Below are 26,303 nucleotides of genomic sequence, written 5' to 3' on the forward strand. Positions count from 1 at the left end.
TTTGTTCTGTCACATTTTTAATCCTGTTCTTGATAACTGGCTTCAATGTCGATGAAGCGCACATACACGGCGCAGACTTCGCCTTTTGCATCATAGCCAAAGTAGACGGGATAGTAACCGTCACCCCAGCCAGAGGAGAAGATGGGCAGATTGCAGTCCGTGTCCGGCACTGTCCAGTTGAGCCAGTCGCCGTACTCTCCCTGATATTTGGGGTGGGCTTTGACGTTTTCCTCCAGGAGATCGCAGAACAGGTCGTTGTAGGGGTCGATGTCCGGGTCTTCTTCCAAACGCTTGGCCCAGTAGGTCCTGAAGGCCGCCTGGGTCTGGATGTCCGCAATACAGCCCATTCCGGCGTCTACGCCGAAACCGAAGTAGTCGTCATCTCCCAGCGCCGCGTCCAGATTCTCGTTGCCCACCATACCCAGCTCATATCGGACAGGCTTTTCCTGAGAAACCTCCAGCTTGACGCAGGCGTAGCGGTCGCCGTATTGTTCGCTGGGCACCACGCAGATTTTCACGGGATAAGTTCCAGCGGGGATCGTTTGAAGGAAGGGCAGAGTGTCCTCCAGCTCCACCAGCGGATCACAGGCGAAGATCTGCCCGGTAGGGAAATGGACGACACCGATGTCCAGTACATCCACCGCCATGTTCCCAATCACTTTCTCTGTGAAATGGGCCTCTAAGTCATCTTTACAGGTCAGTTTGTTCTTGATTGCTTCGTATTTGTTCAGCCATTCAGTTGTAGGCATATCAGTTTCCTCCTGTTGATTCTGTTTCTTGATGTACACACTCTTTGAGCCGTCCCAGTAGCAGTTCACACACCGGCCATTCTGGAAATGATGGTCACAATTCGGGTAGCCATAGAGAATATGGGCACATTCCGGGCACAGTCCCATCATCTGTGAGGAGCCTTTGAAAAACAGGCTGCCGCACTCATCACAAACGGCCAGTTCTTTTTCTGCCATAGGGATCACCAGTCCCGTTCCCGGATGGCCTCTTCGGTGTCAATGGGGATGCCAAACCACTCCAGAATGTAGGCCACGGTTGCCGCGATACATTCCCGTGCCACCGTTTCGATCTCGCTGTCGTGCTCGTCAAACTCCTCCTGGAGATCATTGATGCCGCAGACCGCCTCATCCAGCGTTTCCTGCACCACTTCGGTATCGGTTTCGCCGTTCTCCAGCAGGTCGATGACCTTCTGAAGCTCGTCCTTTACCTTGTCTACCAAAAAAGCAGGATAGTAATTGTCCTGATACATCTCGTCCAGCAGTTTGTAATTGGGGTCAAATGCTTTCATCGGGATTGCTCCTTTCTCATTCAAACATCAAACCGTATGATTCGGTCAGGCTTCCGTCGTCCTCGTGAAATATACACTGATACAGAGGCTCACGCTGGGTTGCTTTGCGGAACCGCTCCAGAACCGGAGCCAGCGGCTCACCGTTAGGGATGCCGAGGGCATCAGACACCCGTTGCAAGCTGTCAATATCCATATCTTCCAAGTTACAGTTGCGCTGTCTCTGCCCATACTCCTCCAATGTTTTGGAATCTACATACTGCTTTGTGTCACAGCAGTCGTGCCAGCAGATACAGCTCACAAGCAGGGAAAAGAGGTCGTCCATGCTCTCGGCCAGGCGGCCTGCCTCCCCTTCGCTGCTGTAATAGCCGATGGAGCCATCCTCCAACAGGTGGTATTCTCCGCCGGAGCCATCCCTGGCAAAGGCCATGCCGGGCATTGAAAAAGTGCACCGGCCTTCTGCGTCATCCCGCGGGGACAACTCATACAGCAGGAAGAAGTCAAACAGCGAATCAAATTCCTCTGCCAAATCAGGGTTTTCATGCAGTATCTTCAAATAGTCCATAGTCGTTTTCCTCCGTTTACGGTTCTTGGGTCATTTTGCGTAGCTGTTCCCGCCACAGCGGTTCTTCAATCATCTCATCATTTTGGTAAAAGTGATCTTTGTCGCGGGCCAAATGGTCAGCGAGCGGAGGTGCGTCCAGCGGGGTGCATACGGTGAAACTGTCTCGATCCGCCCCCTTGATCTCCCGGTTGAGGTAGTACACCCGCTTGGCATCGCGGGAATACCAGTGACTGAGCAATTCCCATGAGGGCAGATCCGCCTTGGGAAGCTGTTTACCGTAAGCATAGATCCGTTTCTCGTCCCTGGCAAAATAGGTGTCGCCCAACGAGAGGAAAGAGGAAACTTCCGCGCTTTTAATGATCTTCACCTTGCCGTCTCCGTTGTGGAAGTAGACCTGTCGGCTGTCCTTTGCATATCCCTGGGGCGCACCCGAATCGTTCTGGCCATTGTCTAATACCTGGAAGTCTGCCAGATCTGCACCTGGGATTCTCCCGCTGGTGGTGTAGACGGCTGTTTTATCCATGGCATAGGCATAGTTTAACACCCGAAACGATGCCGGGTCTGCTCCACGCAGGCGAATTCCGCCGAGAAAGCAGGCCGTAGAGGATTTGCCCCAGTAATGCCAGTAGCAGAAGTCTTTGGGCGCAACACCATTGAGCAGGCTGTTTTCATATAGGCCGGAGAAATAAACGGCCTCATCTTGAAGGAAAAACTCATTGTCCACCGGCTCTGTGCTGGTGATTGGTTGTAGCGGTTCTTCGTGATGATCTGTTATGCTCAGTTCGATCTCGTCGTCGCTATAAACTAAGTAGAGCCCATGAGGGGCCTTTCTATCGAAATGCAGTTCAATGTCATGATATTTGAGGATCAAAGGTTTCCCGTCGCTTCTCATGGTGGAAACGACATCGGGATTCCCGAAGATTTCTATGATCTCATCCTGCGATATTCCGAATTTCAGCGGTGAAATGTTCTGGGGATTCTGCAATATTTGATTGCGCCAAATAGTAAAATCCTGTTTCATAGTTTTCCGTCCAGTGCCTCAACCGTTTTCATGGCAGCGGAATCAAAGTTGCACTGCCGCAGTTCCCGTTCGATTAGGGCAAACACATCTGGAAAGCACTCGATCTCATCCTGATACTCATATTTCGCATACAGTTTCCCATACTCCGAGATCCAAACCTCCGCTGGGTAGTAGTAGCCGATATGACCGATGGGCTGGCACTTCTGACCAGCTGCCTGCTCGATCTCCGCCAGCTCACAGCCGGACATATCCCGGAAATAGGCGTCCTCCAAATGGTTTTTGATCCCGTTGACCAGGTAAGGGAACAACGCAAACTCAAAATCCGCCGCCCATTTCAGCTTTTTCTGCGCCAGGTACCACTCACAGCACAGGCCGAAATACTTGCGGTAAAACCGCTGGGTGGTCTTCATCATCGGGACGCCATGATCGGCGTAATACTTCTCCGCAATGGAAATATCCACACTGCGGCCCTCGTACCATCCGGCGTACTCCATCAGCTGCTTGACCTTGCTTTGGAGATCGCCAGAAATGGGGACGCGTTCTTTAATCATGTTGGTTACCTCCATTACCAGATTTCAGACATTTACAACTTTGCCACAAACTCATAGGAAACTGCAATGATGTCGTAAACATCATCATATGTAAACAGCCGGTAGTGCTGATAGATGCCTTTGTCAAAGTCTTCCCGCACCGGCAAAGACTTCAGCCAGGTGCTGTCCTCGATCAAATCAAAGGAGCTGCCAGCTATATACTCAGTCCCAGCCATGTTTTTATAGGTGTCCAATTCACAAGAAAAATAGGCCAGCACCCGCCGGAAGGTGAGTGTGTAGGGAAACCAGTCTTTTTCGTCCCTGTGCTGGGAGACCAGATGGCCATTGATGTCCCCCGTAAAGGTCAGATTGTTCAGTCCATCCTGTTTCACCTGATCCAGATAAATGCAGTCCCGTCCCTTCAAAACACCTAAGCAGGTATTAACAGCAGTCGCTTTCTCCATAGACAACTCCTATCCCTCAATACTGGCAGCTTTGAGGCCCTTTTTCAAGGAGCCGTAGACCGTCACCGCATGGTCGGTGAACATCTCGTCGCAGTCAAACCAGGCGGTGAAGCTGCCGCCGGAGGTGACGGACAGGCTGGTCATACTGATCCGTCGGGCCAGTTCTTCCTCTGTGATTGGGTCTGTTTCCGGATTTCGGGGGTTTCCCTCATCCTGGGAGAGCCAGTTGTTGGCCAACTCGGTCAGGTTCTTTGCTGCAAGCTCCCGCATGGCCTTGTCCCAGGTGTCACAGTCGGCCAGCAGCTTCTTGGCGGCGCTGCGGGCGCGGGTCCAGGAGGGCTTGCTCTCCGCATTGACCTCCAGAGAAAGGCTCACATCCGTTCCGCACCACTGGATCTCGCCCTCGAAGGTATCATAGTCCTTGTCCAGCTTCAGCTCACCCAGCACCTCGTCCTGGATCACCACCGGCTTGTGGTACTCGTCCAGAACGGCCTGGAGTTCCGGGCAGTCCTCATGGGCCTTGACCACCTGGGAGATACACCAAGGCCATGCCACCAGATCTTTTGCCCATTCTTCTTTCATCCGGCGGATCTTCAGGCGGCAGATCTGCTCGTTTTGAAAGCGTCCCCAGCCCTTATCGCTGTTGCGTTCCTCATCGGTGACCGGCCAATCCAGTCGCTCCTCTTTGGTGCTGACTTTGCCGGTGTCACAGAACACCATGCCCAGCGTCACAACAGTCATTTCCCAAAAGTTGCCTTTCCAGTTAAATCCGCCCCCAATGCAGCGATTGATCAGAGCGACCACTTCCTGCTCCTCGGGTTCATACATCTCATAAAATTCTTCAAACATCGGTCATTCTCCTTATTCCTCAAACTCACCCTCGATCATCCCGTTCAGATACCGTCCGGGATCTGCGATGAAGTCATCCCATTTGGCCAGAGGGTGGAACTCCTCGTGCTCGATGTCCAGATACCACAGCTTTTTGTCCCTGGGGCTCCACAGCAGCAGGTAGTCGCTGTAATTGTCCATGGCCGCCATGAGGGAGAGTAGCTTCTTCCGTTTCCTGGTCATCTCCTGCACATCCATGTAGGAATACAACTCTGCCCACTTCACCCATTCCTGCTCCGGGAATTCCAAACGCAGGGGGCCGGTTTTCAGATATTCCACCAGCTTGGCGGGCAGTTTATAGGGCATGAGCTGACGCACCTTTTCTTGTTCGTTGTGCCAGTCTTCCGGTTCCAGGGATTTTAAGTAGTCGGCCAGCTCCTGATTTTTGTTCTGCACCGCCACGGTGTAAGGCCGGTCGCCGTATTTGTCAGCAATGGTGATGTCGGCTCCTTGCTCAATGAGCCAGCGCACCATGGGGAGATTCTTATGCCGAGCCGCTTCGGTGACAGCGGTGGGGGCGTTCGGAAACACCATGTCCGGCTTGTGGTAATTGATGTCTGCCCCTTTTTCCAGAAGCAGCCGGGCAAGTTTGGTGTTGCCCTCGGACACAGCGGCCCGGAATGCCTCGCCGCCAAACTTGTCCACTGTGATCCCAGCTTGCTCCAGCACCTGGATATTCTCCGGGCGCTTTCCCCAGCGTACTTCCTGGAAGGCCCGCTCTTTCTGCTTCGAGCTGAGTTTTGCGGCCTGTCCAGCAAAGAGCGCCACCACCTCTGGCCCACAACAGCGGGCGGCGGTGAGCAGCAGGGGCTGTTCCTCTGCCAGACCGGGATCGGCTCCATGCTCCAGCAGGAAGTGGATCATGGGTACATCATTCCGAAAAACCGCAATCTCCAATGGCATCAGCTTGATGTATTCGCTGAGCTGGATGGGAACATCTAAATCCAGACCGCCTTGGAGCAGCGCCTCCAGCTTGGAAGTGTCATGGTCACAGATGGCGGCAGCCGTTTCCGGGAGGGTCTCCCAGCGGCCAATATATGCAATTTGGTACATAAGGCACCTACTTTCGTTGTTGTTTCACTTGATAGGGAACGGTCCGGCCCAGCACCCGGCCTTTGCCAACGGCATTGGCTCCCTCATAGATCAAAAATTCCGCATTGTTTTCCAGCGGGGCGTAGTCAATGGTATCTGGATAGAGAGGCTGGGCATTTCCAAAAGCCGGTGTATCAAATATACACTCGGTTCCGTCCAGAAAGCATACACCCAGATATTCCGTAGTTCCAATAACCATAAAAAGGGGACAATACTTTCCACTGACCAGGCTGGGGGGCGTTTTTCGCTTGCCGCTCCAGAAGATGACCTCCACATAGAGCACCGCCCGGTTTTCATCTGTTCCAATCATGCCGTATTCTCCTCTTATCCCACAATGGTGGTTTCCTGGATAGCCAGATTATCGTAATCCATGGCGATCAGCTTTTCAGCGGCCTGTGGGGTACACATAAACCAGGTGCTCATGCCCCAGGCATCCATCCTTGTAACCGTGAAGAAGTCGGTTTCGGTGGGAGTCGGATTTCTTGCGTCAAGATAGTGGTCGGAGTAGAGGTACACCAGATCTACCTCCCGCTCCGGCAGCCACTTGGCCCGGCGCGCACGGGGCTTTCCGTTTTTCAGCGTCTTTTCCCTGGGGTTCTCGAACCACGCCAGCTCCTTGAGTTTCAGGCCAGTGAAGGCATCCATCAGCCGCTGGGCAATCTCCCGGTGGGTGAACACCCCACAGTTCCAGGAGCCCATGAGCCATGTCATGATAAAATCGCCTACCTTGCTTCCGGGTGCGGGCGGCCCATAGACGCTCTCATCCGCCCACATGACCTCTATCTTTTCACATTGATCTGGCCGGGGACAGGACTGCTTGTTGCCGTATCGGTACATGATATTCACATAACCGAAGTCCTTGCCGGTTCGGTCATGGCCGACGGCTTCTATTTTATAAGCAGTGATTGACATTGCAGTTCCACCTCCTGAGCCAGCACAAATCCGCATAGTCCAAGGGAAGAGTCGATGACAAATACCCGGATGTGCTCCCGGTCCATGCGCTCCCGCAGTTCCTCGATACTGCAGCAGGCGGGAAAGCTGTAAGGGATGGTACCGTCCAGCAGGTCTTTATACTGTTCAAAAAAACCGTCCACGGTGATCTCGTCCATACCAAAGAGGATGTTGTCCTGGATCACATTCTCAAACCAGTGGGCCAGCAGGCCGGTGAAGTGAACGGATACTTTCTCTCCGGCCTCGGTCTTGGTATCCATGTGCAGGGAATGGGATTCAAAGTCAGCGCAGTAGCGCAGGACTCTGTTGTCGTGCAGGCCATCAAAAGAGCAAATCAGCGTACTCATAGGGATTCCTCCTCGTCCATGAGCTGCTCCTGGATCTCTTTGGGCAGGTCGTTCCACAAAATATCGTATGTAAAATCCCGAATCTCCGGGTAACACTCCCGTGCGGTCTTTTCCGCAATATCTCTATTCAGGTAGTGCATCTCTTGGTGGAAAAACCAGTTGAGTTTTTCCATCAGCCGATAGAGTCGGATTTGTTCTTCTTGGGTCATGGGATTGCTCCTCCTATTTCAACTTCAGCACAAATCCCCAGATACTCACCACAATCAGGAGGACACCCAGCAGAAAGAAAACCACACGCCGGTATCCTCTGCTGTGGCGGTGGGCATCCCGCGTACCAGTGGGGTCGCAGAGCCAGTTCCAGTTGCGGATCGCCCCAATTAAAATCACGGCTCCGATGAGCACCGAGGCAATGTACCAATGCTCTTGCAAAAATGCTGTGATCTGTTCGATGTTCATTTAGGTTTCCTCCTCGCCTTCGTCGTCGCGTATCACCTCATACCACGCTCCATCTTCTCCGCGCATCTGCATGGTACCATAGGGCAGGTTCAGGAACGGGATAATGTCTGGATCGATGCGGCAGATGTCCCGAATATCATAGAAGCCGCAGTGCAACTCATAGTATTCATCCCCTTCACCGTACACATCGCCCTCGTCCCCAGAGTAGAAGGCCCAACCGCTCTCCCAACCCATATCCTCACGCTCGGGGATCAGCCGGTCCATGATCTGCACCTTACACCCATCCTGGGCGACGCGGTCGGAAGCATAGCAGAACAGGGGACCGTCCCAGTCAGGAATGACAGCCGGTTTTCCTTCCGCTGCCCGTGCCACCCGCTCCTCGGGGTCATCTACAAATTCCGCTTCCAGATACTGCTGAAACCGCTCATCCAGCAGGTGCTCCACACTCTGACGGTTCTTTTCTGTATATGGAAGAAGCAGGTAGGCCGCTTCTTCTTCCGTAGCGCTGTTCCAGACACGGTCTTGCAGCTTGGCCAAGACGATATTCCGGCAATCCCGGCGGTAGACATAGGGGTTGGATCGGTTGTCCTGGGCGTACCACTGAGCAAAACCGGAGCCTCTCCGGTCAAAGAACTGAGTAGACAATTTCCCATCCAGGTTGTCCAGGATGAACACCCGAAGATCAGGCTCCTTTCCGGACTGGACTGCCTCCACTATCTCTCGATACCCGGAGATGAACGGGTTACTCATCTGGCCCCGCTTCATAGCCCAGCCCAGGAAGAAAGCCATCAGATTGCAGGCGTCCAATTCGTCCACTGGCAAGTGAAGCTCCTGGATCTTCTTGATCTGGTCTGCGGCATTGTCCATCTCCGCCGGGTCGTAGCTGATTTTCTCTCGGTCGGTGACCACATTCAGCCGGTGTGGATTGATGACCTCCAGGCTCTCATCTGGGCAGAGGTCCAGCAGGGAATCAGAGCCGTGCTCCAGCTTGTATTGGAGCTCCTCCCAGTAGAGGGGGATCACCTGATAGAAGTTGACCTCCTCGCCGCCCGGCAGACGGCAGAAAAAGGACTCCTCCCCAAACACACCGGGATAGAGCAGGATCTCGCCCCGCAGGTCCGTATTCTCTGCAAAGGGGATGCCATCCTCACCCTCCATAAGTGTAGTTCTGGATTCCAGCCCTACCTCGGGGTCCTCCATGGCGAAGTAGGCGGTGGCCAGCATCATCCGGATGGGCCAGCTCCACTGTTCCTCCCGGCAGTCTGCCTTTGTCAGCTTCCAGTCTCGGGGCAGGTTGATGAGCAGCTCTGCCCGTTCCAGTTTTTCCTCCCGACGCTCCTCCGAGAAATCCATCCGATGCCGGCTCAGGCCCACAGTGACCAGGGTGTAGTAGTCATGTTCCGGTCGAGGCAGGATGACGGCGATCTCCAGAGGGTGATCCGGATCGCTGTCGTCCGTGAGGAGTTGGGTATAGACACCAAAATACTGGTCGATATGTACTTTCACATGGCCGAGGATGTCATCATCGGCAGGGGGGATGGTCTCCCGCCGGATGATCTCCTCCCGCTCTTTCCAATCCAGTTCCAAGGAATTTTCCTCCTCCAGATATTTCTCACAGTCCCGCACCAGCTCTTGGGCATCCGGGTCATCCGGGGCCAGGGACAGCCAGCGTTTTGCGTATTCATAGGCGGTGGCTGCGGAGCTGTATGCCATCAGGCAAGAATAGCCCATCCGGGAGTTCCAGTAAGGGTCGTTCTCTCCCTGGGTGCGGACGGACTCCAGCAGATCAATGGCGTGTCGGATGAGATCCCCGTCCACTTCACCGTCGGTCCCATGCACTCCGTGATTTCCCAGAACCGCCAGGTTGCTGTAAGCCCGACTCAGCTTGACGGTCATCAAATAGCCCCGCTCCTGTTCCGGGATAGCCTCGATGGCCTCAATACATCGTGAGAACTCGTCCGCATCATTCCACTTCTCAATCTGCTCCAGCAGTTTTGTTTCTTCTGTCTGATTCATCATTTCACCGCCTTTTCTGTGTTATCCCTTGCCTTTTTTGAAGTGTCCACTGCCTCGCCAGGTGTTGACCACACAGGTGAAGATCTGGCCGCAGTGCTTGCACTGGATCATGTGAGCCATAGTTTCGTCTGCCCATCCATCCTCAGTCTTTACCTTCTCCAGCGGGCAGGTGGACTCCTCTGCCATCAGTTCAAATTGGCCTTGTCCCACCAACTGCTGAATATAAGCAATACAGGCCAGGTAGTCCTTGGGGGCATCAAATTTTCTCCATGTTTGAATGTTTCGGCAGTGCTCGCACATATAGCAGCGTCTCCTCTCAGGTCTGCTGATGCAGCATGGACACGATATGGCAGTCCGGGCAGAATTCCACATAGAGCGTGCCCTCCGCACAGTCAAACACCATATCCCACTGGATTTGGGCCAGATATTTCATAGGTTTCCCGCAGTGGGGGCAGGTCGTATATTCCGCGTCCTGTACCCAGTTGGCAAAGCCACCCACCGTGTTCACATCCTGGCAGGCCGCACCGTAAAACAGGGGCACAGGCGCTTCGCCCAGCACAAAGGGATTTTCCGTGAGGGCCTTGTAGTCCTCGGGACTGACATAGCAATCCGTCTTCTCCGCTCCGTCAAAGAGTTCGGAGGGGAACACCTCCACGCCGCCATCCAGGGTAAACCGGTTGAAGGCGGGGCCTTTCAAAAATCCCACACAGCTGGGGCAACAGGTGGCAGTCAGGATGCCGTCCAACCCCAGAAATTTCAGACGCTCATCCCGGCCATCCAGCACCAACATATCCACCATACGCCCGCCGCAGTGAGGGCAGGTGTCCTCCCGTGCCCGGCCAATGCGGACGGGAGATTTCTCGCCAGCGGTTCCCTTGACCAAGGAAAAGCAGGTGTCGAAGTTGAGTTGGATTTTCTGGCCCTCCTTGTCGAAGGTCCAGCCGCCGATCTGCGCATAGCTGGATGGGTCTACATAGAGGCCCTTGCGCCAGGGCCGGGGATTTCGCTCCAGCTCCAGCAGAGTCTCCATTGCCTTGTCATCTCCCTGCATAGAAAGGCAACTCATCAGGTTGGAGGCCGCACCGGAATCCTCTGTGGAGAGCAGCTCCTGGATCAGACCATCTCGCACATCGGCGGGAGCGTGATAATAGATCTCACAGGGCCAGAACACCTCTGCGGCCAGTGCCGCCCGCTGGATCTCCGGGGTGATGGCATCATGGTAGCCAAGCAGCTGCCAGAAGTCGGTGAACTCCGGGTCCTCCATATCCGCCAGCCTCTGGATGTTCTGTATCAAGTTTCTTTGTTTTTCGACAATTTGTTCCGGCGTCCAGGCCAGAGCAGCTTGCCGTTCTTGCTCGCACTTACATTTCCAACACAATCCCTCATAACCCAATGGGGTTCCACAGCTGGGGCAGGTATATTTCAGACTCATGTTCTCATACTCCTTTCAGGCAATAAAAAAGCCCCACGCCGCACTGTCATAAAGACAGGCTGACGCAGGACATGAAGAAGCCGCGTTGAAGGAGCCGCATCCACCAGCAGATGTAGTTTCTTCAACAACCAAAATATTTTTTTCGTATCTTAAAGCAGCAAATTGCTGTTCAATATATTTGTTCATAGCGGCACCATTTGTTCTGAGCGTAGTTTTATATCTTATTATATCACAGCACCCCTTCAATGAAAATATTTTGTTGGAAATGCTAATGAAAAATTTTTGTGAATTTGTTAAGGCGCAGGGGCTGTTATCTCCATAGTGTCTGGATGGATCAGAGTGATTACTTTTCCCTGATGCAAGGCATAGTTGACTGTCTGTGCTGTGCCTGAGCGCAGCTTTTTCTGATTATCAAACACACCGATGAGGTACTCTGCATGATCGACCATATAGTAATTCCTTTTTTTATAACTGGAAACATCCGCAGAATGTGAAATAACAATCGAATCGTTTGCGTTTTGGATCAGCTTTTTCAATCTATGTCTACTCTGATCCGGCCATTTAGAGTCATAGCCGATGAAGGGAATTACAACGATAATTTTAATATCCTCGTATCCTGTTTGTGCTCTCAATATTAGAAGCTGTTCTCCAGCCCACATATCCACACCAAGAGCACCGCCGACAAAAAAAGTACGGACAAATTTCTCGTCATGGAGTATGCGAAACTGCTCCAGGAGACATTCTTTCAGCTTTTGGCATAGAGGAGCTTCCTCATTATATCCAAAGCAAAATCTTGTTGGTCTGTGGCCGGTAATGGCACAGGCATACTGATTCATACAAATCACCCTTGATAACTGCCTTGATTACGCATATAAAACAAAAATAACGCAAATAATAATGCGTATAAAGGTTATATTACAAAATTATAACACAACATATACGAAGTATCAAGAATTGCTTTCTGCTATGCTAAAAGAGCAGAGAGGTGAGCGTATGGACGAAGAATTTATCCGCAATCGAATCACAGAATTACGATTGAAAAAAGGCGTTTCAGAATATCAGATGAGCATGGAGTTAGGGCAGAACAGAAGCTATATTCAGGCGATTTCTTCCGGGCGTTCTATGCCGTCTATGAAGCAGTTTCTCAACATCTGTGAGTATTTTGAAATCACGCCGCTTCAATTTTTTGATGCACAGGAGAATAACCCTCAGCTTATCAAGAAGGCTTTAGACGGAATGAGAAAGATGTCAGATGACGATCTGATTATGCTGATTGGTTTTATAAGTCGCTTAAACACAGAAAACTAACGATAGGAGGCAGTAAGCGTCCCGTCGTTAGTTTTTTATTTTATGCGCAGCATATTGTGGCAAGCAATGCTTGTGGCTATCCATTTCGCCACAAACTGCTTGTTGAGGGCAGTGCCCCCAAGCCCCTTTGAACACAGAATTTCATTCTGTGGCTGCGCGTTCTGCGAACACTTTTGACCAGGACCAGCTTATCGCTGGCCGTGGTCTTTTTCTTTTTCAACATCCTGTTCTACCTCCATTTTCAGCACTCGATCCACATTGGCCTTTGCCGTTAAAAGCTCCCGCATTTCTTCACGGGAACGCCGGTACTCGGCATAGGTCTTTTTCTTTTCTTCCAGCAATTTCGCGTACTCCGTCTGCAACTCTTTGACCTTGGGCAGCTTCTTGACTCCCATCTCATCAAAGGCATTCTTAGCAGCCTGGTGGAGCAGAATTTCTTCCTCATGTTCCTCCCGGAATTTCTTAGAGTAGCCGGCCTTGCGGTAGTCCACATAGACCTCACGGGTCTTGGCATAATTTACGATGTGAGTACGCAGAACAGCAATCTCTGCCATGCGCTTTTCAGCCGCCTTGATCTGTGCCGAAAGCTCATTGTGATGTGCCATGGCAGCCGCAGCCTTTTCTTCCAAAACCGCATACTCCAGCAGGTTATGCTCTGATAGGTAGTTCATGGTCTGCGCCATTTGCTTCAGATTGAAAACTTTAGCCCATCGAGCATAGCCAGCACCTTTTCCTGCCTGCAATTTTGCTTGAATGTCCACCAGCAGATTGACCTTCTGCGTCTCTGCCTGTGTAACTATTTTCTTTCGTGGGGTATGCGCTTTCTTCCCGGAGAGAACCGCCTGCAAATCATCTAATCCATATCCTTCGCCCAGGCTGTCCATACGGGCGGCTTTCTCCCAACCGGGGAGCTTCAAGCGATATGATTTCCCGCGTTTTGATACTTCACAGCCGGACTCTTGCAGCAGCTTCAGCAACGCCTCAAAGTCAGTAGGACTTTGTGATAATGCGTTGTCAATCGCTACACGCAGCAGCTCTCGGTGAGAGGGCTTTGCCTGATCGCCCAGCCACTTGTTATAGCTCTTTCCGTGAGGTTTCGGATTCTCCACAATGGACAGTCCGTTTTCGACGCAGATGGTGTCACTTAACTGTCGGACTGCCTTGGTGCTGCCCCAAAAGTTTCGGAATTTCCGGTCATATTCTAAGCTGACCGATGACCAGATAATGTGATTGTGAATGTGCGACTTGTCTATGTGAGTGCAGACCACAAAGGCATGATTACCCTTGGTAAAGCGCTTGGCAAATTCTACGCCCAGCCGGTTGGCTTCTTCCGGAGTGATCTCACCGGGGCGGAAAGACTGGCGCACATGATAGGCAATCACATCGTCCGCACCTCGCACTCGTCCGGTCGCGGCAAGGTACTGTCGCTTTGCCAGAAGGAACTCTGCATCCGCAGTCCGACTGTCACACGCATAGCCGGTAATGAGCCTGCCGTTATCTGTTTTTTGGGGATTGGCCACATAGTCGATGATGTCACTGATCGCCCGACTTTCTGTGCGGCCCTTGCCGACATGAAGCGGCATGATTCTCGTGGTTGCCATAGGTCAGACCTCCTTCCCGAAAAGAAAACGGCCTGCCATAGCAGACCGCTTTCACTATTCTATAAAACTTTCTTCATCGAAAAAATTGAACTCATCATCTTCTAAGTGTCTTGGTGGAAATCTCATTTCATATTGCTCTTGCGCCAATGCACGGACATCAGGCCGCCTATCCTTTAGTCGATTTTTCAGCCAGGACAACTGCTCTTTCGATAGCCTCCATGGAAGATTCAAAAGACGATTCAGTGTCATCAGTTCAGCCTGCTTTTCTGCTGGTAGCGAAGCACAGGATTTACAAATGTGGGATGCATGACCTTTGCCTGAAAATTTTTCGTTGGCTTTGTATTCACCACAAACTTTACAATAGTGTCCATGCTTTTTCATAAGCTGATGCCCTTCTCGCAAAGAACATATAACCTGCGAATTGCTTTCATAATCACATCCCATTCCAAATCAGAAGCATAAGAAAACTTTTTACGGTATGCCTCCCAAAGTTTTTGCATAACCGAATCATTTTCCACTTCGTCAAAAACTTCTTCAGCCTGGTTAAGATACTTCTCCGATCCCCGTTTATGAGCAGTTGCCAGAAGCGCATCATGTAAAATTTTCGGGTTCAGCGTGGTTCCATGCAGCTGTTCTAAAATGTAAATATCGTAGAAATCTCTCATGCGGGTATTGGTTGTGGTTCTGGTAATAATGGTTTCCAGTTTTTCTGCCAGCACAGTTTCTAAATTATAAGCCCAAATATCAATGGAGCGATCTTCCAGCATAAGTTTGAATGAATACCGAACCTCTCTTGGAGTGATTGCATCTCCCGTAGAAATATCAATTTTCAAAGGGGTCACTACACCATCGAATGTTGTACTCATGCTGACACGAATCCCCGGATACTCTGCTTCATCCATAATCTCCGAAATACTTTTCAGCTGAAATTTAACACCATCATCAATCGGAACAGTTACGATTGATGAAATTAGATTCTCAATATCCTCCACATTAACATTAGCTCCTTTTATGGTTGCATCCAAATCCATCGTAGAGCGGGCATCCAATCCAACCATAGCCGCTACCAACATACCACCCTTTAAGATAAACTTATCACGATACTCAGAAAGAGAAATACGCTCCAAAAAACGCTCCATCATGTAGTTCCTCATTAAAATCTGAGCATCTGCGGATTTTTCTCTGGAAAGGTTTCGTATTAAATCTTTAAGCTGCCTTGCTGTTTTTATCATAAAAGTACCTCCAAATACTGTCGTAAAATTTTTTCCACCTTGAACATCCCGGCATATTGCATTAAAGCTCGCAGGTTCTTATCTTTTCTACGGGCATACGCTTTCAGTGCTCCCTGAAAGGTCTGAATTTCAATTCTGCTACGGCTTCTGAGCAAATCACAGATCGTTCGCTCCATATCATAAACCGGCACAGTATGCCCGAACGGAGTTTTCGCTGTTGTAAGTCCTACATCATGTAAGTCTGCTTTAATCGTAAAAACTTGAATGCCTTCTGCTTTCATTTTGCTTGGATTGCATCCAGTTTTGACCGTAACTGTATATTCTATTGGTTCACGGTCTGTCAGATCGTGAAAAAATAAAGCTGTTTCATGTGAAAATACTGCTTGTTCAAATCGCAAATGAAGCAGATACATGGCATCCACCCAGGAATCTTTGGACAGATAAATCCCATGTGCAACTCTATCCAAATCTCGTGAACGCACATAATCATAAAATACCGGCTTTGAAATTCCAGAGGATACGACCTGTGATGTTCGCAGCATTCCTTCTTGTGCTGTTAGCATCTGATCCAGCTGTTCAAATTGTCCCATCATGTCACTTCCTTTCGTACTAATATTATATTCAATATTAGTTCAAAAGTAAAGTCGTGGATATAAAATTCCTTTTCCCAAATTTAACAGACGGTGTCTGGCATTTTTATGGTTTTGCGTATTTTTATCCATAAACCAACTCCTGAATTGCAAATTTCAAACTCTGCACCTTGCCCAGTAGCCAGATTGCAGCCAGTGGCAGCCCCATCGGGCTAATCAAAAATGCCATAACCAGCAAAATCACACCATTCTGCGGGGAATAGGTAATAAGCACAGCCACGCCAAGCAGAGCAATTACAGTGCTGAGCAGACCAAGCACCAGACCGGATATGTAGATCAGCCCCGTGCAGAGCCAGACAAAAAGCGTCAGCACCAAAATGACCGGTGCAGTTATAATCATCAAAAGCCCTTTCAAAATCTTCATGTTATTTCCTCCTTGCAGCGTTCTTGGTATCTTTTCTAATCATATTATCCGGCATGGGCAGGCAAAAGACAAGGATACCGATAAAAAGAAAAAGCGGAGAGAGGAGCAGCGAAGTAATGCCGTTCCTCCCTCCGCAAATGGAGTATCTATCCCTGTTATAAAAGTTTGGAAAGCTGGGTAAGAATTTCCTCTACGCCCTCCCATAACTGTTCCTGCCGCTGGGATATATCCTCCAAGTCAGCATCATAAACCCGTCCAGTCTCATGCACTTTACGGGTCAGCTGGTTTAAGTTGTTGCTGCTTCGGCGCATCAGGGAAACAAGCTCCTTCAACTCCGGCAGCTCCAGCTTGACTACATACCCATCCAGCGCCATTTTTCTTAGATAGGCTTCACGGTTGGAGGTTCCAAACTGAGACATTTTTTGCTCAATCACAGCAAGCTCCTCCGCTGAAACTCTAAAGTTTAATTGCATATCCCGCTTACGCTTTGCCATAGTTATCGCTCCGGCTCCCGTTTCTTCGGGGCGGCAGGCTTATGGGCAGGCAGCTCCTGTTTGAGCTTATCCCGTACTGAGGGGCGGGACGGTTGCAGTTTTTCTCCCTGAGTACGGCTGCGCTGCTGTTCTACACGCACCAGATCAATAAAGCCATCCAGCACAGCAGGGTGGCTGTTTAAGGCATAACCACAACGGACAGTTTCGGGATTATCGTTGGGAATGGTCTTAGCCCATTCTTTGTTGCGTCGGGAGTAGCGCCCATCCCAGTCCTGAAGCTGGACCGTGTTAGACAGAACCATGGACACACGCTCCATGCCATAGATCTCGATCACACCATTTGCCGCATCGTGGCTGAGATACATTCCGTCGAAGTGTTCCCGCACCGCCGCTTCAATGGACTCCTTGCATTGGAGATTTGCATTGTTGGAAGCCCGGTACTGCTCCAGCTCCCCATGTTCTCTCGCATAGGCGGCAGAATGGGGATAGACCGGTGTTGTTCGCAGTTCCTCTTTGGCTCTGCACACATCATCGGCACGGTTCTCAATGCTGTCCCGGATCACATCCATGTGACCGGTCTCCAGCTTTTCAAAGTAACGGTACACATCCGCCAGCGGAGAGGGAGATTCCAAAAGTGCCTGAGCCTGGGCATCAGTCAGCTCCAGTTCCTCCATCGCCATCACAATGTCCTCACGAACCGTGTACTCATAGGTGTGGTGCAGGATTTCTTCCGGGGGCTGTCTTTTCAGCCAGTCCCGGAACTTGTCCTGTTCGGCAGCCATCTTTTCATAAAGGGCTGTATTCAGATCGTTAGTATTCATGTTATCGCACCTCCTCATGCTGTTTTGGTTTCTTGTCTGTACTGCGGGGTTGCACCGGGCGTTTTAGGTTATCCAGCACCGAAGGCCGTGTACTTTTGGCAACAACAGACTCGGTGTGTGCCTGTCCCTTTCCGTCGATGTTGAGCAGGGTATCCAGCTCCACCAGACGGGCGTTTTTGCATCTCAGTTCTTCTTCATAAAGGAATGGCTTTCCGACTTCCTCCTTTGCCGCAGCTTGCTGCTGACAGAGGTTATCCAGCTGTGCCTTTGCCGACTCCAGACGCTGGGGCATCTGAGCAAGGGCATTGTCGATACGGGTAAGATTTCCGCGAGGGTCTGTACCAAGGGTTGCCCGGTGGGTCATCTGTCCTTTCAGCAGGAGCGTATACTCCTGTTTCCAAGCGGAAAATTCCACGGACATGGCATACCCCCGGTAGTTGCCGATCTGCACCGGATCGGAGGTTTTAACCTCCTTGCAGGCATCCAAAAGGGCTGCGCCGGCGTTCTCCTTATCGGTCAGCAGATCGCCACGGATTTCCATACCAGCAAAACCGTCCTCCGGGTGCGGGTGCGCTACCAAAACCTCCAGATCGGATTCAAAGCCCTTGATAAAGCCCTTGTGCTTTTCAATCTCCTCCGGGAAGTATTTGAGCAGCTGGTCCTCCAGACGATATTGCTTGCTCTGGTGGTCGGCTTTCATCAGCTTCAGGCGGGATACCTCCACATCCAAATCCATACGCTCTTTGATACGTGGGTCTCCGGCACACAAAGCCTTGATCTCTGCAAAACTGAGGGCGGTTTCATCCACATCATCGCAGGAGCGTACCGGCGATTTAGAAGTCATGATCTGACTAATGAATTTTTGCTTATTCTCCACCGTCTGCCAGAGGTATGCGTCAAAGGTTCCTTCGGTCACATAGCGGTACACATGGACAAGAGGATTCTGGTTACCCTGGCGCTCGATACGGCCCTTGCGCTGGGCAAGGTCTCCCGGTCTCCACGGACAGTCCAGGTCATGAAGTGCCACCAGACGGTCCTGCACATTGGTGCCTGCGCCCATCTTGGCGGTGCTGCCCAAAAGGACACGAACCTGACCGGTACGGACTTTAGAGAACAGCTCCTTTTTCCGCACTTCGGTATTGGCTTCATGGATAAAAGCGATCTGGTCGGCAGGCATCCCCTGAGCAATGAGTTTCTGACGAATATCGTCATATACCGTAAAGGTCGGTTCCTGTTCCGGCAGAGGCACAGCGTCTTCCAATGCGTGAAGCAGTGGATTATCCAGCGTTTTCGCCGCCTTGCTTGCAGGAGCTTTGGCCTGTGGTGTAGAAATGTCGCAGAACACCAGCTGGGTCAGCTTGTCAGCTTTGCCGTCCCGCCAGATCTGCATGATGTTGTCCACACACTGATTGACCTTTGTGCCAGGTTCGTCCGGCAGCATCTGGTTGACGATCCTCTGGTCCAGCCCCAGCTTGCGGCCATCCGAGGTAATCTTGAGCATGTTATCCTGGGACGGGTCAACAGTTCCGCTGTGTACCAGCGATGCACGCTCCGAAAGAGCTTTGACCATTTCCTGCTGATGTTCGGTAGGCTGCGCCACGATGTTGTGGTATTCCACTTCCGGGGTAGGCAGATTCAGCTGGTCGGCAGTCTTAATGTCAGCCACTTCTTTGAACAGGTTCATCAGCTCCGGCAGGTTAAAGAACTTGCTGAATCTCGTTCTTGCCCGGTAGCCGGTGCCTTCCGGTGCCAGCTCCAATGCTGTGACGGTCTCCCCAAATCGGGAAGCCCAACAGTCGAAGTGGGTCATGTTCAGCTCTTGCAGGCGTTCATACTGAAGATAACGCTGCATGGTGTAAAGCTCGGTCATGGAGTTGCTGACCGGGGTGCCGGTGGCAAAGATCACACCACGATTTCCGGTGATCTCGTCCATATAGCGGCACTTGGCAAACATATCGGAGGATTTCTGCGCGTCCGATGTGGAAAGACCAGCCACATTTCGCATTTTTGTGTATAAAAACAGGTTCTTGTAGTTGTGGGCCTCGTCCACAAACAGCCGGTCCACACCCAGCTGCTCAAAAGTTACCACATCATCTTTTCGCCCCTCGGCTTGCAGCTTTTCCAGTCTGGCTTCCAGAGACTTTCTGGTACGCTCCAGCTGCTTGACGGTAAAACGCTCGCCGCCGCTGGCCTGCACCTCTGCGATGCCCTCGGTGATCTCGTCGATCTGCTCATAGAGAAGCCTTTCCTGACGCTCCCGGCTGATGGGGATACGCTCAAACTGGCTGTGTCCCATGATGATGGCGTCGTAGTCACCGGTCGCAATACGGGCGCAGAACTTTTTGCGGTTATGGGTCTCAAAGTCCTTTTTGGTTGTGACTAAGATGTTGGCAGAAGGATAGAGGCGCAGAAACTCTGATGCCCACTGCTCAGTCAGGTGGTTGGGAACCACAAAGAGAGATTTCTGGCACAAGCCCAGGCGTTTGGCTTCCATCGCAGCGGCCACCATCTCAAAGGTTTTGCCCGCGCCTACTTCGTGTGCCAGCAGGGTATTTCCGCCATACAGCACATGGGCGATGGCACTTTTCTGGTGTTCCCGCAGGGTAATGGCCGGGTTCATGCCGCCAAAAGTGATATGGCTGCCATCATACTCGCGGGGACGGGTAGAGTTCATTTCTTCGTTATACTGGCGCACCAAAGTCTGGCGGCGCTCCGGGTCTCTCCAGATCCAGTCCTTAAAGGCTTCCCGGATCGCCTGCTGTTTTTGGGCAGCCAGAGTGGTCTCCTTGGCGTTTAGTACGCGGCGCTCTTTTCCGTCTGCGTCCTCTATGGTGTCATAGATACGGACATCCCGCAGGTTTAAGGAATCCTCCAGAATCTTGTAGGCGTTGGCGCGGCTGGTTCCGTAGGTGGTATAAGCTGCCACATCGTTGTAGGATACAGAAGATTTCCCCTTGATCTGCCATTCAGCAGTAAAGGAGGAATAGTTGACCTCAATGCTGCGCTGGAGATAAACCGGGGTGTTGAAGGTCTCGTACATAAACTGCTGGATGTACTCCTTGTCAATCCAGGTAGCGCCCAGACGCACCTCGATCTCCGACGCATTCAGGTCTTTGGGCTGGGCGGCGGTAAGGGCTTCCACATTGACTGCATAAACCGGGTCCTGCTGTGCCGCCCGCTGCGCCTGACGCAGTTTGCGGCGTACATTGCCGGAAAGGTATTCATCAGCAGTCACAAAATGGGGTGTGCCGTCTTTCTCCAACTGTCCCGGTACACGGAAGATCACGCCTTGCAGCTCTCCGGCCAGTTCTTCTTTTGTTTTTCCGGTAAGCCGACTCATATAGCTCATATCTACGCAGGCCTTTTCCGAGATGGACACCGCCAGTGCTTCGCTTGCCGTATCCACAGTAACCACTGCCTGATGGGGCTTGATGGTCCGTTTGGTGAACATATCCGCCTTGCGCTCCAGCTTTCCGTCCTCGTCGATAACTTCCAGCGCACAGAGCAGGTAATAGGAAGAATCATCTGCATAAGCCAGCCGGTTTGCACGGTCGTTGATGAGACCGTATTTGGCAGAAAAGCTGTCATAGAGCCGGTTCAGTTCCGCCTGTTTTTGGGTAATGGTGCTGTCTGGAACCGCTGCATCCATCTGAAGGTCGATCAGTTCCTGCACACAATCACGCAGTCCCACAAGACCTTTCACGCGGGCTTCGGCGGTGGCGTTGAGATCAGGGCGCACCATGCGGCTGTTTTCCCGGTAGTACACCTGTCCGTCTACAATGGCATAGGAATAGTTCTTCACATTTTGGTCAGCAGGAATGGAGGTGTCAATGGTTTCGCCCTCGCCCAGCTCCGGCAGTTCTGCCTCCTGATAAGTGCCATGAATGTACTTCACAGCATCATGCAGCTGATCGGCAAGCTCCAGCCCCTCAATGGGATTCACGGTGTAGTCCATGCCATGGGCGGTGCTTTCCGGTTCCTGTCGGCCCAGCACCATTTCCGGGTGGTCGATAAAATACCGGTTGATGGCAAAGCCGTCCTGCGTCTGTCCGGTCTGGGTCCACTCTGGTGCAATGTCCAGCAGGCGGTCCCGCTTTTGGAGGAAGATGATGTCCGATACCACCTCGGCACCGGCATTCTTTTTGAACGCGTCATTCGGCAGACGGATCGCTCCCAGCAGCTCAGCACGCTGGGCAAGATAGCGGCGCACGGTGGAATCCTTGGCGTCCATAGTATAGCGGGAGGTTACAAAAGCTACCACTCCGCCGGGACGCACCTGGTCCAGTGCTTTGGCGAAAAAGTAGTTGTGAATACTGAAATTCAGCTTGTTGTAGGCTTTGTCATTGACCTGATACTGACCGAAAGGTACATTGCCGATGGCAAGGTCAAAGAAATCCCGCCTGTCGGTGGTCTCAAAGCCGCCTACTGTGATGTCCGCCTTGGGATAGAGCTGCTTTGCGATGCGCCCGGAAACCGGGTCCAGCTCCACGCCGTACAGACGGCTGTTTCTCATTTCCTCCGGCAGCATACCGAAGAAATTGCCCACACCCATAGATGGCTCCAAAATATTTCCGGTCTCAAATCCCATACGGCCCACCGCTTCATAGATGGCCTGAATGACCGTAGGGCTGGTGTAATGGGCGTTGAGGGTGGAGCTTCTGGCGGCGACATATTCCTCCGGGGTCAGCAGCTCTTTCAGCTGGGCATACTCGGAAGCCCATGCCGGTTTCTCCGGGTCAAAGGCATCAGAAAGACCGCCCCAGCCCACATAGCGGGATAGGACTTCCTGCTGTTCCGGGCTTGCCTGCTGTCCGGCAGCTTCCAGCTCTTTCAGCAAACGAATGGCATTGATATTTGCCTGGAACTTGGCTTTCGGACCGCCTTCACCCAAATGCTCATCGGTAATGCGGAAGTTCTGTGCATTGCGGCGCAGGTTGTCCTTGTATTCCTCATAGGAGGCTTCCTCGGCAGCTTTGGCATTGGGGAAGGTCTGCCACTGGCCGTTGACCTGAATGGAAACCGGGTGTTCATCCAGCACTTCCTCAAAGGTTTTCTCCGGCTCTGTTACAGGGGCTGGCGGCTCCGGCTCCTCAATATGCAACCGTTCCACCACCACATCATAAGGTAGATTGTTCTTATCGCCCGGATAGACGGCCACAGTCTCGGAATGGAAGGTCGGGGATTCGACAGCCGGTTCGGGGCGTTCCTGTCCAAAGCCATCCAGCTGACGGGCATACATCCCGCGCAGCAAAGGCGCAACCTCATCCCAGCGAAAATACAGCACAGCCAGACGCTTTTCCTCTGCGTCCAGGACTTCCAGCTCCATGCCCTGTGCCGTGGTACGGTAATCGGCAGTATCGCCGGTCTCCAGATTCAGCGTCTCGATCTCACCAGAATAGGCTCTGCTCAGCCAATAAGCGATCTCGCTGTTGCTCCTGCCGGATTGCAGCAGCGTGGAAACCTGTTTTTTATCTGCTTCATCCATAAGTCCATGGGTCAATACATCCCGCAGGTCCTGATCTGCCTTGTCCGGGTCAATAGGAAGAAACTCGGTATAGTAAGCATTGCGGCGGTCTGCCCGAATCAGCTGCTCGAACTGTTCTTTGCGCTCTGCCCGGTAGATGGGATATACCATGCCGGTGGGCAGAAGCTGCACGGTGTCCTCCCGCAGCTCGGTGATCTGATAGGCGTCATTCTCGATATACACGGTATCGCCCACAGCATAGACCGGGGCGGCAGGGTCATAGGAAGTCCTTTGCGGAGTCGGGCGGCGAACTGCATCATATTCCTCATCGGAAATGGAAACCTCGGAAGTCTGTTCTGTCTCGGCAGCTGCGATCTGCTCGGCATCCGACATCACCTGTTGGATAAACGGGTCATTGTCCAGTTTTTCCGGGTCTGCCACCTGTCCGTTGACGATCCCTCTTTCCTCCAGGGCTTCCCGGATGGCGATAGGGTCGATATTGTCAAAACGATCCTGTTCTTCTTCGGTATAGAACCGGTCCTCCTGAATCAGCTGGGCAAGCCTGCGCTGTACCTTCGGCCAGGGCAGCTGTGTTTCCTCCGGGCTTCCGGCACGGACAACGAACGGGCTGTTGCTGCCACCGTATTCCTGAGCCAGCCATGCAGCGGTATCCTTCTCTCTTGCATGGTCTTTCATATAACGGACGACAGCGTGTTTACTCTCGATATTGCCGTTCCATGCACAAAGGGCAGTATCAATATCTTCCTGAGAAAGAGGGCGCAGAAGCTCATGGAGCTTTGGATAGGTTTCGTCGATCACTTCCCGGTGCAGGCGCTGGCGGAACTCCGGCACATCCGAATAAAGGCGGATCAGCTCCATATCCTTAGAGCCAAGAACCGCACGGCGCACAGCGGCATTGCCCTCGATGACAGCATTTTCACGGTCGGAATGACCGCAGGCATTTCGATATGCCACATCCTCAGATATGGCGGCAGTCACCACAGGCTTATACTGCTCAAACTGCTCCCGAAGGGTAGGCTTTGGCGTTTCTTCCTCTATCTCCGGCTGCTGGGCTTGAATGGCATCTTCTTCTGCCAGATCCTTTTCAGCCTGGATCTTGTCATACTGCGCTTGTTCCTGTTCGGTAAGATAGCGGCCTTTCTGGACAAGTGAGGTAATGCGCTTGGAAACCTTTTCCCAGTTCAAGTGAACATCCGGGCAGTCCTGCTTTTTATAGTGCAGTCCTTTCCCATCGTGATCTTCGCCGCTGTGTGTTGCGCCGGACAGGGCATGAGAGCGTCCGCCAATGCCATACTCGTCTTTAAGGAATCTCACTTTTTCCTTATCCGTATGGTTTTCCATGAAGAACGCATAGATACGGCCTTTTCCTCCGGCAAAACTGCTGCCGCCGGTCATGGCGGTGTCGATCTCATCCTCCGTAATGAAATGCTGGACGGTTGGCACTTGGGAAAGGTCCGAAGAAAAAGTCCTGCGGGGCAGGTCAAGGTCTTTCAGGTTCTCCCAGATTTCCCTTGGCCTATGGTAATGAAAGCGCAACAGGTCACGGTCCTGCTGATAGGCAGTCCAGAAGGCGGCGTATTCTTCCTTGAGTGTCTGGCGGAAAGCCGGGTCATTCAACTGCTCCGTCAGGCGGTGGGTCTCCTCCGGGAACCCATTGCCTTTGATCTCTGACAGGCAGGACAAATATCCGGCTTTTCTGGCGTCCTCACTGAGATCGTGATACAGATACCAGAGCTTTTCTGCAAGGAGGGAGCGTTCATAGCCTGCCGCTTCTGCAAGCTCCACATTGGAGGCAAACTGACCACTTTCCAAAAGCTCCCCGATACGCTCTGCGGCGCTCTCCCAGGAAATGACCTGGGCAGACCTGTCATAACGGACAGACTTCCCGTGGGAAAGATGGATACCATCCTCGGCATACCATGCGCTCACACTGCCAAGACCGTTGCCGCCGTGGTACAGCGTTTTCAGTATCTCGGCAATCTCAGCGGTGGTTTTCTGCTTTTCAAAGGCTGCAACCACACGCTCCCTCTGGCGGTCTGTATTGCCGCCCAAACGCAGCACATGGTCAATATCATTTTGGGCAAAAGAAAAAGCAGAGGATGTATGCGCTACATACTCTGCTTCATCTATGGATTGGATCTGTTCCGCTTCGGAGAGGAACAGGTTTAGGGTCAGCTGTTGATAAGCTCCGCCATCAGAATCTCCTCTGCCTGAGCTTTGCAGGTGTTCATCAGCCCCACCCACTTCATGGGATCGCTGGCTTTCAGTTCCTCGGTGGCTCCCGCTTCCTTCGCCAGCTGGGGCATCATCTGCTCCAGTCTGTTCTGGGCGGTCTCGTCGATCTCCAGAAGGTGCTGGTACAGCTTCTCGCTCAGCAGCATCTGGTTGTAGAGGATGGGACGGTGTTCCTTCAGGTAGGTTTTCCTCATCCTGCCGTATTTGCCCAGAGGTTTCTCCGGCTGCTGGCTCAGCTTCAGGTCGGGAATCAGATAGTCTCCGTTCTGGATGTAGGTCATGGGATTGTTCATCTTGTTTGCTCCTTTCTTGGTTGGCTTCGCGCTCTGCATTTCGGACGGTGACGCCGATCTGCCGCAGCACCTGCTGGTTGATCTGACTGACCGCTGTTCCCAGCGCCCCGATGGTGGACGGGGTGTTGAAATCAAAGATCGCCATGAAATCTTCGTGGTCGAAGTAGCGTTCCGGATCCAGTCCACAGCGGGACATCAAAGCGTAAGTGATGCTGACGGTGGCGGCTGCCTTGAACTGCACTCCGATGTTATACTCATCATATTCCTCCAAAAAGGAACCGTCAACGATATAGAAGAAGTCCTGCTGATGCTCCGTCCAGTATTCCTCGGCCAGTTTTCCGGCTACCTCCGTGAGCTGTCCGGCAAGGTCATCACCGGAAACATCATAGGTGCGCTCCAGCATGGCCTGCACGGAATCCAGATGGCGCTCCTCCAGCTGCCACAGCCAGGGAGTGCGGGAATGTTCACGGGTTCCGGTGTCGGAAATATCAAAGACATAGCGCAGGCGTGGTCTGTCTCCGGAATCGTCCACCAGAGCGATCCCCTTGGAGCCGCGTCTTACATACCGGCCCATCTTTTCATTCCACAAATCGTACTCTGCACAGGCGGTGGCGTCCGGTCGCTGGGCGTAGATCATCAGCTGCTCATGGAACGGGTACTTGTAAAGACGGGAAGCAGTGGTGAGAAACCCTGCCCATTCCTGCCAGCTCCCCGTGAGCTGTGTTGCCACCTTGTCCGCCATCTGTGCATATAGTTCAGCTTTG

Annotated in this window: 29 protein-coding genes; 2 read left to right on the forward strand and 27 right to left on the reverse strand. The window is 52.2% G+C overall.

Annotation, left to right across the window (positions count from 1 at the left end):
• Positions 1–17 precede the first annotated feature (17 nt).
• The 18 genes from OGM16_04060 to OGM16_04145 all read right to left on the reverse strand — a co-directional run bounded on the left by OGM16_04060 (position 18) and on the right by OGM16_04145 (position 11,892).
• Positions 18–965: a DUF4241 domain-containing protein gene (locus tag OGM16_04060; GenBank protein UYJ47456.1), complete on the reverse strand. Its 948-nt coding sequence runs from the start codon at positions 963–965 to the stop codon at positions 18–20.
• A 5-nt stretch (positions 966–970) separates the two neighbouring features.
• Positions 971–1,297 carry a DUF5713 family protein gene (locus OGM16_04065; protein ID UYJ47457.1) on the reverse strand — a complete coding sequence of 109 codons (327 nt, stop codon included), beginning with the start codon at positions 1,295–1,297 and terminating at the stop codon, positions 971–973.
• 16 nt (positions 1,298–1,313) lie between these two features.
• Positions 1,314–1,859 carry a hypothetical protein gene (locus OGM16_04070; protein ID UYJ47458.1) on the reverse strand — a complete coding sequence of 182 codons (546 nt, stop codon included), beginning with the start codon at positions 1,857–1,859 and terminating at the stop codon, positions 1,314–1,316.
• A 16-nt stretch (positions 1,860–1,875) separates the two neighbouring features.
• Positions 1,876–2,880, reverse strand: coding sequence for a DKNYY domain-containing protein (locus OGM16_04075; protein UYJ47459.1), 1,005 nt, complete (start codon positions 2,878–2,880; stop codon positions 1,876–1,878).
• The gene (locus tag OGM16_04080; GenBank protein UYJ47460.1) at positions 2,877–3,431 is read right to left on the reverse strand and encodes an SUKH-3 domain-containing protein; all 555 of its coding nucleotides are present in this window, start codon (positions 3,429–3,431) and stop codon (positions 2,877–2,879) included. The genes OGM16_04075 and OGM16_04080 overlap by 4 nt, the downstream gene beginning before the upstream one ends.
• Positions 3,432–3,463: 32 nt before the next feature.
• Complete coding sequence (locus OGM16_04085) at positions 3,464–3,874, reverse strand: hypothetical protein (GenBank protein UYJ47461.1); 411 nt, start codon at positions 3,872–3,874, stop codon at positions 3,464–3,466.
• Between the two features lie 9 nt (positions 3,875–3,883).
• Positions 3,884–4,723 carry a DUF2262 domain-containing protein gene (locus OGM16_04090; protein UYJ47462.1) on the reverse strand — a complete coding sequence of 280 codons (840 nt, stop codon included), beginning with the start codon at positions 4,721–4,723 and terminating at the stop codon, positions 3,884–3,886.
• A 12-nt stretch (positions 4,724–4,735) separates the two neighbouring features.
• Positions 4,736–5,815, reverse strand: a complete 1,080-nt coding sequence (locus OGM16_04095) for an ankyrin repeat domain-containing protein (protein UYJ47463.1) — start codon at positions 5,813–5,815, stop codon at positions 4,736–4,738.
• 7 nt (positions 5,816–5,822) lie between these two features.
• Positions 5,823–6,164, reverse strand: a complete 342-nt coding sequence (locus tag OGM16_04100; protein UYJ47464.1) for a hypothetical protein — start codon at positions 6,162–6,164, stop codon at positions 5,823–5,825.
• A gap of 14 nt (positions 6,165–6,178) precedes the next feature.
• The gene (locus OGM16_04105) at positions 6,179–6,766 is read right to left on the reverse strand and encodes a hypothetical protein (GenBank protein ID UYJ47465.1); all 588 of its coding nucleotides are present in this window, start codon (positions 6,764–6,766) and stop codon (positions 6,179–6,181) included.
• Positions 6,742–7,152 carry a hypothetical protein gene (locus OGM16_04110; protein ID UYJ47466.1) on the reverse strand — a complete coding sequence of 137 codons (411 nt, stop codon included), beginning with the start codon at positions 7,150–7,152 and terminating at the stop codon, positions 6,742–6,744. The genes OGM16_04105 and OGM16_04110 overlap by 25 nt, the downstream gene beginning before the upstream one ends.
• Positions 7,149–7,361, reverse strand: coding sequence for a hypothetical protein (locus OGM16_04115; protein ID UYJ47467.1), 213 nt, complete (start codon positions 7,359–7,361; stop codon positions 7,149–7,151). The genes OGM16_04110 and OGM16_04115 overlap by 4 nt, the downstream gene beginning before the upstream one ends.
• Before the next feature lie 13 nt (positions 7,362–7,374).
• Positions 7,375–7,608 (reverse strand): immunity 17 family protein, encoded by a 234-nt coding sequence (locus OGM16_04120; protein ID UYJ47468.1) that lies wholly within the window; start codon positions 7,606–7,608, stop codon positions 7,375–7,377.
• Positions 7,609–9,627, reverse strand: a complete 2,019-nt coding sequence (locus OGM16_04125) for a DUF2185 domain-containing protein (GenBank protein ID UYJ47469.1) — start codon at positions 9,625–9,627, stop codon at positions 7,609–7,611.
• Positions 9,628–9,645: 18 nt separating this feature from the next.
• Entirely contained in the window at positions 9,646–9,924 is a 279-nt protein-coding gene (locus OGM16_04130; GenBank protein ID UYJ47470.1) for a hypothetical protein, read from the reverse strand.
• A gap of 16 nt (positions 9,925–9,940) precedes the next feature.
• Positions 9,941–11,056 (reverse strand): hypothetical protein, encoded by a 1,116-nt coding sequence (locus tag OGM16_04135; protein UYJ47471.1) that lies wholly within the window; start codon positions 11,054–11,056, stop codon positions 9,941–9,943.
• Between the two features lie 15 nt (positions 11,057–11,071).
• Complete coding sequence (locus OGM16_04140) at positions 11,072–11,242, reverse strand: hypothetical protein (protein UYJ47472.1); 171 nt, start codon at positions 11,240–11,242, stop codon at positions 11,072–11,074.
• Between the two features lie 107 nt (positions 11,243–11,349).
• Positions 11,350–11,892: a DUF1273 domain-containing protein gene (locus OGM16_04145; GenBank protein UYJ47473.1), complete on the reverse strand. Its 543-nt coding sequence runs from the start codon at positions 11,890–11,892 to the stop codon at positions 11,350–11,352.
• A 157-nt stretch (positions 11,893–12,049) separates the two neighbouring features.
• Here OGM16_04145 and OGM16_04150 point away from each other — a divergent pair, with 157 nt between their 5' ends.
• Positions 12,050–12,364 (forward strand): helix-turn-helix domain-containing protein, encoded by a 315-nt coding sequence (locus tag OGM16_04150; GenBank protein ID UYJ47474.1) that lies wholly within the window; start codon positions 12,050–12,052, stop codon positions 12,362–12,364.
• Between the two features lie 188 nt (positions 12,365–12,552).
• Here the strand turns inward: OGM16_04150 and OGM16_04155 are convergent, their stop codons facing one another.
• The 9 genes from OGM16_04155 to OGM16_04195 form a co-directional block, all read right to left on the reverse strand.
• Positions 12,553–13,965: a relaxase/mobilization nuclease domain-containing protein gene (locus OGM16_04155; protein UYJ47475.1), complete on the reverse strand. Its 1,413-nt coding sequence runs from the start codon at positions 13,963–13,965 to the stop codon at positions 12,553–12,555.
• A gap of 54 nt (positions 13,966–14,019) precedes the next feature.
• On the reverse strand, positions 14,020–14,346 hold the full coding sequence (locus tag OGM16_04160; protein UYJ47476.1) for a hypothetical protein: 327 nt from the start codon (positions 14,344–14,346) through the stop codon (positions 14,020–14,022).
• Entirely contained in the window at positions 14,343–15,197 is an 855-nt protein-coding gene (locus tag OGM16_04165; protein UYJ47477.1) for a nucleotidyl transferase AbiEii/AbiGii toxin family protein, read from the reverse strand. The genes OGM16_04160 and OGM16_04165 overlap by 4 nt, the downstream gene beginning before the upstream one ends.
• Complete coding sequence (locus OGM16_04170; protein ID UYJ47478.1) at positions 15,194–15,790, reverse strand: type IV toxin-antitoxin system AbiEi family antitoxin domain-containing protein; 597 nt, start codon at positions 15,788–15,790, stop codon at positions 15,194–15,196. The genes OGM16_04165 and OGM16_04170 overlap by 4 nt, the downstream gene beginning before the upstream one ends.
• A gap of 121 nt (positions 15,791–15,911) precedes the next feature.
• Entirely contained in the window at positions 15,912–16,211 is a 300-nt protein-coding gene (locus OGM16_04175) for a CD1845 family protein (GenBank protein ID UYJ47479.1), read from the reverse strand.
• 155 nt (positions 16,212–16,366) lie between these two features.
• Positions 16,367–16,705, reverse strand: a complete 339-nt coding sequence (locus OGM16_04180) for a MobC family plasmid mobilization relaxosome protein (GenBank protein ID UYJ47480.1) — start codon at positions 16,703–16,705, stop codon at positions 16,367–16,369.
• A gap of 2 nt (positions 16,706–16,707) precedes the next feature.
• Positions 16,708–17,526 carry a DUF3849 domain-containing protein gene (locus OGM16_04185; protein ID UYJ47481.1) on the reverse strand — a complete coding sequence of 273 codons (819 nt, stop codon included), beginning with the start codon at positions 17,524–17,526 and terminating at the stop codon, positions 16,708–16,710.
• 1 nt (position 17,527) lies between these two features.
• The gene (locus OGM16_04190) at positions 17,528–25,063 is read right to left on the reverse strand and encodes an SNF2-related protein (GenBank protein UYJ48389.1); all 7,536 of its coding nucleotides are present in this window, start codon (positions 25,061–25,063) and stop codon (positions 17,528–17,530) included.
• A gap of 119 nt (positions 25,064–25,182) precedes the next feature.
• Positions 25,183–25,539, reverse strand: coding sequence for a TnpV protein (locus OGM16_04195; protein ID UYJ47482.1), 357 nt, complete (start codon positions 25,537–25,539; stop codon positions 25,183–25,185).
• On the opposite strand from OGM16_04195, the gene OGM16_04200 reads away from it, so the two are divergent.
• The gene (locus OGM16_04200) at positions 25,526–26,293 is read left to right on the forward strand and encodes a hypothetical protein (protein ID UYJ47483.1); all 768 of its coding nucleotides are present in this window, start codon (positions 25,526–25,528) and stop codon (positions 26,291–26,293) included. The genes OGM16_04195 and OGM16_04200 overlap by 14 nt on opposite strands.
• The last annotated feature ends 10 nt before the right edge of the window (positions 26,294–26,303 follow it).

It is taken from the genome of Lachnospiraceae bacterium (genome assembly GCA_025758065.1).
In the GTDB taxonomy this organism is placed as follows: Bacteria; Bacillota; Clostridia; order Lachnospirales; family Lachnospiraceae; genus Enterocloster.